Raw genomic sequence first — 12,341 nt, 5'->3', positions numbered from 1 at the left:
GAGGCGCGAATGACCGCGGTGGAACACGACGCCGACGTCATTGTCGTGGGCGCCGGTCCCGGTGGATCAGCGACTGCGTACCACCTGGCCCGGCACGGCGTACGGGTGCTGTTGTTGGAGAAGACCGAGTTCCCCCGGGAGAAGGTCTGCGGCGACGGGTTGACCCCGCGCGCGGTGCGCCAGCTCATCCGGATGGGTGTGGACACCTCGCCCGAGGCGGGCTGGCTGCACAACCGGGGTCTGCGGGTCATCGGCGGCGGGGTGCGCCTCGAACTGGACTGGCCGGAGCTGGCCAGCTTCCCCAACTACGGCCTGGTGCGCACGCGCCTGGACTTCGACGACCTGCTCGCCCAGCGTGCGGTGGCCGCCGGCGCGAAGCTGCGGACCAGCGTCAACGTGCTGGGCCCGGTGCTCGACGGCGACGGCCGCGTGACTGGCGTCGAGGCGGAGGTCGGGCCGGACAAGGAGCCCACCACCTTCCACGCCCCGCTCGTCGTCGCGGCGGACGGCGTCTCCGGCCGGTTCCCGCTCGCGCTCGGGTTGGCCAAGCGGGAGGACCGGCCGATCGGCGTGGCCGTCCGCCGCTACTACCGCTCGCCGGCCAAGGCCGACGACAACTACCTGGAGTCCTGGCTGGAGCTGCGCAGCAAGGACAGCGGCGACAACCTGCTGCCCGGGTACGGCTGGATCTTCGGCCTCGGTGACGGCCGGGTCAACGTCGGCCTCGGCGTGCTCAACTCGTCGTCGGCGTTCGGCAAGACCAACTACCGCCGGCTGCTCACCGACTGGCTCGCCAACACCCCGGAAGACTGGGGGATGACCGACGAGACAAACGCCGACGGTCCGATCCTCGGTGCCGCGCTGCCGATGGGCTTCAACCGGGTGCCCCACTACACGCGGGGCGTGCTGCTGGTCGGCGACTCGGGCGGCATGGTCAACCCGTTCAACGGCGAGGGCATCGCGTACGCGATGGAGTCCGGCGAGTTGGCCGCGGAGGCCATGGTCCAGGCCCTCGCCCGGCCGGCCGGCCCGGAACGCGAGCGCGCGCTGATGGCGTACCCGAACGAGCTGAAGGCCCGGCTCGGCGGCTACTACCGGTTGGGCGGCATCTTCGTGAAACTGATCGGCCGCCCCGAGATCATGCGGATCGCCACCAAACACGGCATGCCGCACCCGACGCTGATGCGTTTCGTCCTCAAGTTGTTGGCCAACCTGACCGACCCGCGTGGCGGGGACGCGATGGATCGGGTCATCAACGCGATGACGAAGGCCGCCCCAGCCGTATAAGTAGGACGGCATCGGTGCTGGTCACGGCCCCGACGCTGACAAAGATCGACCCCCGCCGACTGCCACTGCGAGGGACGTGAATAGTGTGATTTTCGTCAAGCACCGAGGGCAGGGAAGGACGAGCAGGAGAAAACGATGTCGCTCTCGCCTTACGCACCGATCATCGGGCTGTTCGCCCTCGCCGCGGCGTTCTCGCTGTTTTCCGTCGGCGCCGCCCGCTTCGCCGGTCCCCGTCGCTACAACAAGGCCAAACTCGAGGCTTACGAGTGCGGCATCGAGCCCAGCCCGCAGCCGGTCGGCGGCGGGCGGTTCCCGATCAAGTTCTACCTGACGGCGATGCTCTTCATCGTCTTCGACATCGAGATCATCTTCCTCTACCCCTGGGCGGTCTCGTTCGACGCTCTGCCGATCTTCGGCTTCGTGGAGATGGTCCTGTTCATCGTCGCGGTCTTCGTTGCGTACGCCTACGTGTGGCGGCGCGGCGGCCTGGACTGGGACTGAGGAAGGAACGTCAGATGGGCATCGAGGAGAAGCTTCCCGCCGGCGTCCTGCTCACCTCGGTGGAGAAGCTGGTCAACTGGTCTCGGAAGTCGTCCGTGTGGGGCGCCACCTTCGGCCTGGCCTGCTGCGCCATCGAGATGATGGCCGCCGGTGGTCCGCACTACGACATGGGCCGCTGGGGCATGGAGGTCTTCCGGGCGTCGCCCCGGCAGGCCGACCTGATGATCGTGGCCGGCCGGGTGAGTCAGAAGATGGCCCCGGTGCTGCGCCAGATCTACGACCAGATGGCCGAGCCGCGCTGGGTGCTCTCGATGGGCGTCTGCGCCAGCAGCGGCGGCATGTTCAACAACTACGCGATCGTGCAGGGCGTCGACCACGTGGTGCCCGTCGACATGTACCTGCCCGGCTGTCCGCCCCGGCCGGAGATGCTCATCGACGCGATCCTCAAGCTCCGCGAGAAGATCATGTACGAGCCGCTGGGCCCGAACGGTCGGAAGATGCTCGCCGCCCGCCAGGAGCGTGGCGATGTTCCGATCGTGCCCTACGGCTCGATGCCCTCCTCGTACCGCAGCGACAAGGCCCGCCGCGCCGAGTGGACCCGGGCGGTCCGCGAGGGCCGCGAGGAGCAGCTGCGCATCGAGAACTGGATGAACGCTCAGAACCACCTCCACCCGCAGGCAGGCCCGAAATGACGTCACCCACGGACAAGCCAAACGACGGCGGCGTACCGCTGCCGGTGGTGCCGGCCGGCGCCACGAGTGGTGCACCCGCCGAGCTCCCGCCGTCCAGCCCGGCCGGTCGCGGGATGTTCGGCAACCAGGGCACCGGCGACGTGTCCGGTTACGGCGGCCTGGTCCGCCAGCGCCAGCCCATCGAGGAGGCGTCCCGGCCGTACGGGGGCTACTTCGACGAGGTCCGCGACGCGCTGGAGGAGGCGTACCCGGCCTTCGGTGACGCGATCGAGAAGGTCGTGGTCGACCGGGGTGAGCTGACCCTGCACGTACGCCCGGAACGCATCGCCGAGGTCTGCCAGGTGATGCGGGACGACCTGGCGCTGCGCTTCGAGCTGTGCTCCTCGGTGTCCGGTGCGGACTACCTGGGCGCCGACGAACGCCGCCTGCACGTGGTCTACCTGCTCACCTCGATGACGTACCGGCGGCGGGTCCGGCTGGAGGCCGCGGTCTCCGTCGAGGCCCCGAACCTGCCGAGCGTGACCGCCATCTACCCGACCGCCGACTGGCAGGAGCGGGAGGCGTACGACATGTTCGGCATCGTCTTCGACGGCCACCCCAGCCTGACCCGGATCCTGATGCCAGACGACTGGGAGGGCCACCCGCAGCGCAAGGACTACCCGCTCGGCGGCGTCCCCGTCGAGTACAAGGGCGCGGAGATCCAGCCGCCGAACGAGCGGAGGTCGTACCAGTGAGCGCGAGGAGTGCAGCGGAGCGGAGCCCCGCAGTCGCGATCGGAGGGCCGGCACAGTGAGCGCTACGTCGAACTACGCCAGCGAGCGTGAGACCGACGAGGGTCGGGTCTTCACCGTCACCGGTGGAGACTGGGACACGATCGTCGCGGGCACCGACCCGATCAACGACGAGCGGATCATCGTCAACATGGGTCCGCAGCACCCGTCCACGCACGGGGTGCTGCGGCTGATCCTGGAGCTGGAGGGCGAGACGGTCCGCGAGGCCCGCTCTGTCGTCGGCTACCTGCACACCGGCATCGAGAAGAACCTCGAATACCGCAACTGGGTCCAGGGTTCGACGTTCGTGACCCGGATGGACTACCTCGCCCCGATCTTCAACGAGACGGCGTACGCCCTCGCGGTCGAGAAGCTGCTCGGCATCACCGACGACATCACCGAGCGGGCCACCACGATCCGCGTGCTGATGATGGAGCTCAACCGGATCTCGTCGCACCTGGTCTGGCTGGCCACCACCGGCATGGAGCTGGGCGCGATCTCGATCATGCTGTACGGCTTCCGCGAGCGGGAGTACATCCTCGACATCTTCGAGACCATCACCGGTCTGCGGATGAACCACGCGTACGTCCGGCCGGGCGGTGTGGCGCAGGACGTGCCGGACGAGGCGATCGTCAAGATCCGCGACTTCCTCAAGATGATGCCGAAGAAGCTCAAGGAGTATGAGGACCTGCTCTCCGGCCAGCCGATCTGGACCGAGCGGACGAAGGGCGTCGCGGTGCTGGACGTCACCGGCTGCGTGGCCCTCGGCATCACCGGCCCGGTGCTGCGTTCCGCCGGCCTCGCCTGGGACCTGCGCAAGACGATGCCGTACTGCGGCTACGAGACGTACGAGTTCGACGTGCCGACCCACCCCGACGGTGACGTCTGGGGTCGCTACCAGGTCCGGCTCGCCGAGATCCGGGAGTCGATGAAGCTGGTCGAGCAGGCACTCGAACGGCTCCGCCCGGGCCCGGTGATGGTCGCCGACCGCAAGATCGCCTGGCCGGCGCAGTTGGCCATCGGCGTGGACGGCATGGGCAACTCGCTGGAGCACGTCGCGAAGATCATGGGTCAGTCGATGGAGTCGCTGATCCACCACTTCAAGCTGGTGACCGAGGGCTTCCGGGTTCCGCCGGGCCAGGTGTACGTCGCGATCGAGGCTCCCCGGGGCGAGTTGGGCGTGCACGCGGTGTCCGACGGTGGCACCCGGCCCTACCGGGTGCACTACCGGGAGCCGAGCTTCGTCAACCTGCAGGCTCTCCCGGCGATGGCCGAGGGCGGCCTGATCGCCGACGTGATCGCCGGCGGCGCCTCGTTGGACCCGGTGATGGGTGGTTGTGACCGATGAGTGTTGTTTTCACTGATGAGACCCGGGAGCGGGCGCGCGAGATCATCGCCCGTTACCCGGCGGACCGGTCCCGCTCGGCGTTGCTGCCGCTGCTGCACCTGGTGCAGGCCGAAGAGGGGTACGTCTCCCCGGCCGGGGTCACGTTCTGCGCCGAGGTGCTGGGGCTGAACAAGGCCCAGGTCGGCGCGGTGGCCACCTTCTACACGATGTACAAGCGCAAGCCGACAGGTGACTTCCTGGTCAGCGTCTGCACCAACACGATGTGCGATGTGCTCGGTGGTCAGGAGGTCTACGACACCCTCGCCGAGCACCTGGGCGTCGGGCACGACGAGACCACCGCGGACGGCACGATCACGCTTGAGCACGCCGAGTGCCTGGCGGCGTGCGACTACGGCCCGGTGATGACCGTCAACTACGACTTCTTCGACGGTGTGGACGCCTCCACCGCCGTCGGTGTGGTGGACGAGCTGCGGGCCGGTGGCCGGCCGATGCCGACCCGGGGCGCCCGGCTCTGCACCCTCAAGGAGATGGCGGTGCAGCTCGCCGGTTTCGCCGACGAGCGCGACGGGGCCGTCGCCGACGGCGGACCGGGCGAGCCCACCCTGCGCGGGCTGCGGCTGGCCCAGCAGCACGGCGTCTCGGTGCCGGGCTTCGACCCGAACACCCCGATCCGCAGCAAGGCCGAGGCCGACAAGGCCGCCGCCGAGGCGAAGGCGAAGGCGGAGGCCGCCAAGCCGGCGCCCGTCGAGGCCAGCGCGGCACCGGTCAAGGGTGGCGACGGGGCGTCCGCAAAGGTTCCCGCGGTGACCTCGCCGCCGGAACCCCGTGACGCGCAGAAGGCGGCGGCCGCCGGTGTTGCGGCCAACGAGCCCGCTGGCGACCGCAAGCCCGCCGGCGACGAGGCCGGGGCGCAGGAGCGCAACCTCACCGAAGCGAAGGCTGGGACGGACGCCGACGGCGCCGGACCGGCGGACGCGAACGAAACGGGGGCCCAGAAGTGACCACTCCCCGCCCGGAGACGCTGGCCAAGCTGACGCCGGTGCTGACCAAGCGTTGGCTGTCGCCGGACGCCTGGCAGATCGGCACGTACGAGCAGCTGGACGGCTACGCCGCGCTGCGCAAGGCGCTCAAGGCCCACCCGGACGACCTGATCCAGCTGATCAAGGACTCCGGGCTGCGCGGCCGAGGTGGCGCAGGCTTCCCCACCGGCCTCAAGTGGGGCTTCATTCCTCAACAGCCAAGCGGAAATCCGCCGACGGTTCCTCATTATCTGGTGGTCAACGCCGACGAGGGCGAGCCGGGCACCTGCAAGGACCTGCCGTTGATGACCCACGACCCGCACGCGCTGGTCGAGGGCGTGATCATCGCGTCGTACGCGATCCGGGCCGCCCGCGCCTACATCTACATCCGGGGCGAGGCGGTGCACGCCGCGCGTCGGCTGCGCAGCGCGGTCCAGGAGGCGTACGACAAGGGCTACCTGGGCCGGAACATCCTGCGCAGCGGCTACGACCTGGAGCTTGTGGTGCACTCCGGCGCCGGGGCGTACATCTGCGGCGAGGAGACGGCGCTGCTGGACTCGCTGGAGGGGTTCCGGGGTCAGCCCCGGCTGCGCCCGCCGTTCCCGGCCACCCACGGCCTGTACGCGAGCCCGACTGTGGTGAACAACGTCGGCACCATCGCCAGCGTCCCGCCGATCGTGCTCGGTGGGGCCGACTGGTGGAAGAGCATGGGCACCGAGAAGTCCTCCGGGCCGATGATCTACTCGCTCTCCGGTCGGGTGGCCAACCCGGGCCAGTACGAGTGCTCGATGGGTGTCACGCTGCGCGAGCTGCTGGAGCTGGCCGGTGGCATGCAGCCCGGCCACAACCTGCGGTTCTGGACCCCGGGCGGCTCGTCCACCCCGCTGCTCGCCGCCGAGCACCTGGACGTGCCACTGGACTTCGAGGGGGTGGCGGCGGCCGGCTCGATCCTCGGCACCACTGCCACGCAGATCTTCTCCGACCAGGACTGCCCGGTCTACGCGACGTATCGGTGGCTGGAGTTCTACCACCACGAGTCGTGCGGCAAGTGCACCCCGTGCCGCGAGGGCAACTACTGGATGGTCCGGGTCTACCGGCGGATCCTCGCCGGTCAGGGCACCCACGAAGACCTGGACACCCTGCTGGACACCTGCGACAACATCCTCGGCCGCTCGTTCTGCGGTCTGGGTGACGGCGCGACCAGCTCGGTGACCTCCTCGCTGCAGTACTTCAAGCAGGACTACCTCGACTACATCGAGGGTCGGACCGCACCCAAGCTGTCGGAGAAGACCCTGGTAGGGGCGCACTGATGAGCGCGAGGAACGAGCTTGCGAGTCCCGCAGTCGCGAATGAAAGGCGACTCTGATGACCGACGTAGCCAAGCAGACCGAGACCGTCACCCTCACCATCGACGGCGTCGAGGTCACCGCCCCCAAGGGGACGCTGCTGATCCGGGTCGCCGAGCAGATGGGCACCGAGATCCCCCGGTTCTGCGACCACCCGCTGCTGGCCCCGGCCGGCGCGTGCCGGCAGTGCCTGGTCGAGGTGGAGGGGCAGCGCAAGCCTGTCGCCTCCTGCACCCAGACCGTCGCCGACGGCATGGTCGTGCGTACCCAGATCACCTCCCCGGTGGCCAAGAAGGCGCAGGAGGGGGTGATGGAGCTGCTGCTGCTCAACCACCCGCTGGACTGCCCGATGTGTGACAAGGGCGGTGAGTGCCCGCTCCAGAACCAGGCGATGTCCACCGGCCGCACCGACTCGCGCTTCCACGAGCACAAGCGGGAGTACGAGAAGCCGATGGCGATCAGCAGCCAGGTGCTGCTGGACCGCGAGCGGTGCGTGCTCTGCCAGCGGTGCACCCGGTTCTCCGATGAGATCGCCGGCGACAAGTTCATCGACCTGATGGGCCGGTCGTCCGCCGAAGAAATCAACATCTACCGGGACGACGCGTACGGCGAGGAGGGTGACGCGGGGGATGTCCCGTTCAACTCCTACTTCTCCGGCAACACCGTCCAGATCTGCCCGGTGGGTGCGCTGACCGGTGCCCAGTACCGCTTCCGCGCCCGCCCGTTCGACCTGGTCTCCAGCCCGAGCGTCTGCGAGCACTGCTCGGCCGGCTGCGGGCAGCGCACCGACTGGCGGCGCGGCAAGGTGCTGCGCCGGCTCGCCGGCGACGAGCCGGCGGTGAACGAGGAGTGGAACTGCGACAAGGGCCGCTGGGGCTTCCAGTACACCCGGGCCGCCGAGCGGCTGACCACTCCGCTGGTCCGCGACGAGCACACCGGTGAGCTGCGCGAGGCGTCCTGGAGCGAGGCGCTCACCGTCGCCGCCGAGGGCCTGCACGCGGCTCGGGAGAGCCAGCAGGGCACTGCGGTGCTCACCGGCGGTCGGTTGACAGTCGAGGACGCGTACGCGTACGCCAAGTTCGCCCGGGTCGCGTTGAACACCAACGACATCGACTTCCGGGCCCGGCCGGTCTCCCGCGAGGAGGCCGACTTCCTGGCCAGCTCGGTCGCCGGGGTCACCGACGTCACCTACACCGACGTGGAGAACGCGCCGGCGGTGGTGCTTGTCGGCCTGGAGCCCGAGGAGGAGTGCCCGATCCTCTTCCTGCGGCTGCGCAAGGCGTACCTGAAGAAGACCCTGACGGTGTACGCGCTGGCGCCCTTCGCCACCCGCGGCCTGGAGAAGCTCGGTGCCAAGCTGGCCCGGGTGGTGCCGGGCGAGGAGGCCAGCGTGCTCGCCGAGCACGCCACGGTCAGCGAGGCGCTGAGCGCACCGGGCGCGATCCTGATCGTCGGCGAGCGGTTGGCAAGTGTGCCGGGTGGGCTCTCCGCCGCGGCCGACGTGGCTCGGCGTACCGGCGCGAAGCTGGCCTGGGTGCCGCGGCGCGCGGGTGACCGCGGCGCGGTCGACGCGGGCTGCCTGCCCAACCTGCTCCCCGGTGGACGCCTGGTCACCGAGCCGGCCGCCCGCGCCGAGCTGGGTGAGGCGTGGGACATCCCGGCCGGGGTGATCCCGAGCCAGGCCGGCCGGGACACCGACGGCATCCTGACCGCGGCCGCCAACGGGCAGCTCGGCGCGCTTGTCGTCGGCGGTGTCGACCCGGCCGACCTGGCTGACCCGCGACTGGCCGAGTCCGCCCTGGACGCGGTGCCGTTCCTGGTCAGCCTCGAGCTGCGCGCCAGCGCGGTGACCCGGCGGGCGAGCGTGGTGCTGCCGGTCGCCCCGGTGGCCGAGAAGGCCGGCAGCTTCCTGGACTGGGAGGGCCGGCTGCGCCCGTTCGAGGCGGTGCTGAACACCGCGGCGATGACCGACGGTCGGGTGCTCGACGCGCTGGCCGCGCTTCTCGACGTGCGCCTCGGCACGGCCGACGTGCCGAGCGTGCGTCGCGAGCTGGGCACGCTGCCGGCGACGCGGATGTCCCGTCCGGCCGCGCCGTCGGTCGCGCCGGGCCGGGTGCCGGAGCCGAAGGCCGGGGAGGCCGTGCTGGCCACCTGGCACCAGCTGGTGGACCTCGGCACCCTGACCGAGGGCGACGAGAACCTCGCCGGGACCGCCCGTCCGCCGGTTGTCCGGCTTGGTAAGGGCACCGCCGAGGCGCTCGGTGTGGTCGACGGTGACGCGGTCACTGTCGGCACCGACCGGGGGGCGCTGACCCTGCCGGCGGAACTCACCGAGATGCCGGACGGCGTGGTCTGGCTGCCGACCAACTCACCCGGCTCGACCGTGCGGCGCAGCCTCGGGGCGACGTCCGGCGCGGTCGTCCGGATCTCCGTCCCCGCACCGAGCACGGCCATCCCGGCCGGGCGCGTGGCGGCCGACGAGACCGGTCTCCCGGGTCCGCTCCTCAACTCCGGGGGTAACCAGTGACTTCGTCAATCCTGGCCCAGGATCCGACGCTTGCCGACTTCGGCCGGGATCCGTGGTGGCTGGTTCTCGGCAAGATTGTCTTCGCGTTCGCCTTCGGTCTGCTGGCCACCCTGCTCGGGGTCTGGTTCGAACGGCGCGTGGTCGGTTACATGCAGGTGCGGCCCGGCCCCAACCAGGTCGGCCCGTTCGGCCTGCTGCAGACCCTCGCCGACGGCCTGAAGATGGCCTTCAAGGAGGACATCCTGCCGAAGGCGGCCGACAAGGTCGTCTACTTCTTCGCCCCGACCATCTCGGTGATCTGCGCGGTCACCGCCCTGTCGGTGGTGCCGTTCGGCCCGATGGTGAGCATCTTCGGCCACCACACGCCGTTGCAGGTCACCGATGTGCCGGTGGCGGTGCTGTTGCTGCTCGCCTGCTCCTCGATGGGCGTCTACGGCATCGTGCTGGGTGGTTGGGCCTCCGGCTCGACGTACCCGCTGCTGGGTGGTCTCCGGTCGAGCGCCCAGATGATCTCCTACGAGGTCGCCATGGGGCTGAGCATCGTGGCGGTCTTCATGACCGCCGGCACGATGAGCACCAGCGGGATCGTCGCGAAGCAGGCACACGGCACCGAGCTGAGCATCTTCGGCCAGACGATCCCGGCGCCGGGCTGGTACGCGATCCTGCTGCTACCGAGCTTCATCATCTTCTTCATCGCCACGGTGGGTGAGACCAACCGGGCGCCGTTCGACCTGCCCGAGGCCGAGTCCGAGTTGGTCGCGGGCTTCATGACCGAGTACAGCTCGTTGAAGTTCGCGCTCTTCATGCTCAGCGAGTACGTGGCGATGGTGACCATGTCCGCGGTCACCACCACGCTGTTCCTGGGCGGTTGGCGGGCGCCCTGGCCGATCACCATCTGGGAGGGCGCCAACTCCGGTTGGTGGCCGATGCTCTGGTTCTTCGGCAAGGTGATCGCGCTGGTCTTCGTCTTCGTGTGGCTGCGTGGCACGCTGCCCCGGCTGCGGTACGACCAGTTCATGCGGCTCGGCTGGAAGGTGCTGCTGCCGATCAACCTGGTCTGGATCCTGGTCCTGTCGGGCCTTCGCTCGATCGAGGACTGGGACACCCGCGGCAAGGTGATCGCCGTCGGCATTCCGGCCGGCATCCTGCTGATCGCCTCGATCTTCTGGCCCAGCCGGCGCCCGAAGCCGAAGCCGACCACGCAGGAACAGGTCGACAACCGGCCGCACGGGAGCTTCCCGCTGCCACCGATGGATCTTCAGGTACCACCGAGCCCGCGTATCACGCGCGTGGTCGCCGAGCGGGAGCCGGCCAACATCGTTGCCGGCTCGGACTCCAGGGAGGTGTGACGTGGGCGCGATCACCGGAACGTTCAAGGGATTCGGTGTCACCTTCTCGCACATGTTCAGGAAGGTCGTCACTACCGACTACCCGTTCAAGCCGCCGGTGTCGGCGCCGCGCTACCACGGGCGGCACATCCTCAACCGGCACCCGGACGGCCTGGAGAAGTGCATCGGCTGCGAGCTGTGCGCCTGGGCCTGCCCGGCGGACGCGATCTACGTCGAGGGTGGCGACAACACCGACGAGGAGCGCTTCTCGCCGGGTGAGCGGTACGCCAGCGTCTACCAGATCAACTACGCCCGGTGCATCTTCTGTGGGCTGTGCATCGAGGCCTGCCCGACCCGGTCGCTCACCATGAGCAACGAGTACGAGCTGGCCCGGGACAACCGGCAGGACCTGATCTTCACCAAGGAGCAGCTGCTCGCGCCGTTGCTCGAGGGCATGGAGCAGCCGCCGCACCCGATGCGGCTGGGTGACAGCGAGAAGGACTACTACGTCGGCGCGCTGGACAACCCGGGCACCTCCGCCGGTGCGGAGAAGTCCCCGATGGGCCCCGGCCGCTACCAGGTCGAGGAGCACCCCGGCGTGACGTTCCCGGGCGCCGAGCAGGCCGCCCAGCGCGTCGCGGCCGGCAAGGGAGAGAAGGCATGACCACGTCTACGGTGCTGGCCGCGGCGGGTGGGGTATCCGGCGGCGAGGAGGTCACCTTCTGGATCCTCGGCCCGCTCGCGCTCATCGGCGCGATCGGGATGGTGGCCGCCCGCAACGCTGTGCACTCCGCGCTCTGGCTGGTGCTCACCATGCTCTGTCTGGGCGTGTTCTACGTGCTCCAGGCCGGGCCGTTCATCGGCATGGTGCAGATCATCGTCTACACCGGCGCGATCATGATGCTCTTCCTCTTCGTGCTGATGCTTGTCGGTCGGGATTCCACCGACTCGCTGATCGAGACGTTGCGCGGCCAGCGGGTCGCCGCGATCGTGCTGGGCCTGGGCTTCGCCGGCCTGGTCGGCGGCGCGCTCTACCGGGCGCTGCAGGGGACCACAGCGGTCGGTCTGGAGCAGGCCAACGCGGAGGGCAACGTCCAAGGCATCGCCCGACTGCTCTTCACCAAGTACGTCTTCGCGTTCGAGCTGACCTCGGCGCTGCTGATCACCGCGGCGGTCGGTGCCATGGTGCTCGCGCACATCGAGCGCCGCAAGCAGGACAAGGTCGACCAGGTGTCGACCATGCGGGCCCGTTTCGCGCCGGGCAACTACCCCGGCCCCAAGCCGGGCCCCGGCGTCTTCGCGACCTCGTCCTCGGTGGCCACCCCGGCCCGACTGCCGGACGGCCGCCTCTCCGAGCGGAGTACGCCGGACATCCTGCCGGTGCGCGAGCTGACGGCGCAGGAGACCACCCTGAAGGGGACGGACCGGTGAGCGCGAGGAGTGCAGCGAAGCGGAGCCCCGCAGTCGCGAACGAAAGGCAAGTCCGGTGAGCGCGAGGAGTGCAGCGAAGCGGAGCCCCGCAG

Annotated in this window: 11 protein-coding genes; all 11 read left to right on the top strand. The window is 69.7% G+C overall.

What is annotated here, in order from left to right; all coding sequences use genetic code 11:
• The first annotated feature begins 9 nt into the window (after nucleotides 1-9).
• Nucleotides 10-1,287, top strand: coding sequence for a geranylgeranyl reductase family protein (locus tag KBX71_RS22865; protein ID WP_124821346.1), 1,278 nt, complete (start codon nucleotides 10-12; stop codon nucleotides 1,285-1,287).
• 135 nt (nucleotides 1,288-1,422) lie between these two features.
• Nucleotides 1,423-1,788, top strand: coding sequence for an NADH-quinone oxidoreductase subunit A (locus tag KBX71_RS22860; protein ID WP_007454588.1), 366 nt, complete (start codon nucleotides 1,423-1,425; stop codon nucleotides 1,786-1,788).
• Nucleotides 1,789-1,802: 14 nt separating this feature from the next.
• Nucleotides 1,803-2,480: an NADH-quinone oxidoreductase subunit B family protein gene (locus tag KBX71_RS22855; protein WP_124821345.1), complete on the top strand. Its 678-nt coding sequence runs from the start codon at nucleotides 1,803-1,805 to the stop codon at nucleotides 2,478-2,480.
• Nucleotides 2,477-3,214, top strand: a complete 738-nt coding sequence (locus KBX71_RS22850) for an NADH-quinone oxidoreductase subunit C (RefSeq protein WP_196928714.1) — start codon at nucleotides 2,477-2,479, stop codon at nucleotides 3,212-3,214. The genes KBX71_RS22855 and KBX71_RS22850 overlap by 4 nt, the downstream gene beginning before the upstream one ends.
• Nucleotides 3,215-3,269: 55 nt before the next feature.
• A complete protein-coding gene (locus tag KBX71_RS22845; RefSeq protein WP_210819970.1) occupies nucleotides 3,270-4,598 on the top strand; it encodes an NADH-quinone oxidoreductase subunit D in 1,329 nt (442 codons plus the stop codon).
• On the top strand, nucleotides 4,595-5,599 hold the full coding sequence (nuoE, locus tag KBX71_RS22840; RefSeq protein WP_210819969.1) for an NADH-quinone oxidoreductase subunit NuoE: 1,005 nt from the start codon (nucleotides 4,595-4,597) through the stop codon (nucleotides 5,597-5,599). The genes KBX71_RS22845 and nuoE overlap by 4 nt, the downstream gene beginning before the upstream one ends.
• Entirely contained in the window at nucleotides 5,596-6,927 is a 1,332-nt protein-coding gene (gene nuoF / locus KBX71_RS22835) for an NADH-quinone oxidoreductase subunit NuoF (RefSeq protein ID WP_210819968.1), read from the top strand. Before nuoE ends, nuoF begins: the two co-directional genes overlap by 4 nt.
• 55 nt (nucleotides 6,928-6,982) lie before the next feature.
• Nucleotides 6,983-9,490, top strand: coding sequence for an NADH-quinone oxidoreductase subunit G (locus KBX71_RS22830; protein WP_210819967.1), 2,508 nt, complete (start codon nucleotides 6,983-6,985; stop codon nucleotides 9,488-9,490).
• Complete coding sequence (nuoH, locus tag KBX71_RS22825; protein ID WP_210819966.1) at nucleotides 9,487-10,839, top strand: NADH-quinone oxidoreductase subunit NuoH; 1,353 nt, start codon at nucleotides 9,487-9,489, stop codon at nucleotides 10,837-10,839. The genes KBX71_RS22830 and nuoH overlap by 4 nt, the downstream gene beginning before the upstream one ends.
• 1 nt (nucleotide 10,840) lies before the next feature.
• Nucleotides 10,841-11,482 carry an NADH-quinone oxidoreductase subunit NuoI gene (gene nuoI, locus KBX71_RS22820; RefSeq protein ID WP_210819965.1) on the top strand — a complete coding sequence of 214 codons (642 nt, stop codon included), beginning with the start codon at nucleotides 10,841-10,843 and terminating at the stop codon, nucleotides 11,480-11,482.
• Complete coding sequence (locus tag KBX71_RS22815) at nucleotides 11,479-12,249, top strand: NADH-quinone oxidoreductase subunit J (RefSeq protein WP_124821337.1); 771 nt, start codon at nucleotides 11,479-11,481, stop codon at nucleotides 12,247-12,249. Before nuoI ends, KBX71_RS22815 begins: the two co-directional genes overlap by 4 nt.
• Nucleotides 12,250-12,341 lie beyond the last annotated feature (92 nt).

It is taken from the genome of Micromonospora sp. D93 (genome assembly GCF_018070365.1).
Classification (GTDB): Bacteria; Actinomycetota; Actinomycetes; order Mycobacteriales; family Micromonosporaceae; genus Micromonospora; species Micromonospora ureilytica.
The sequence above is the reverse complement of the archived record's forward strand: the minus strand, read 5'-3'. Positions and strand labels throughout refer to the sequence as shown.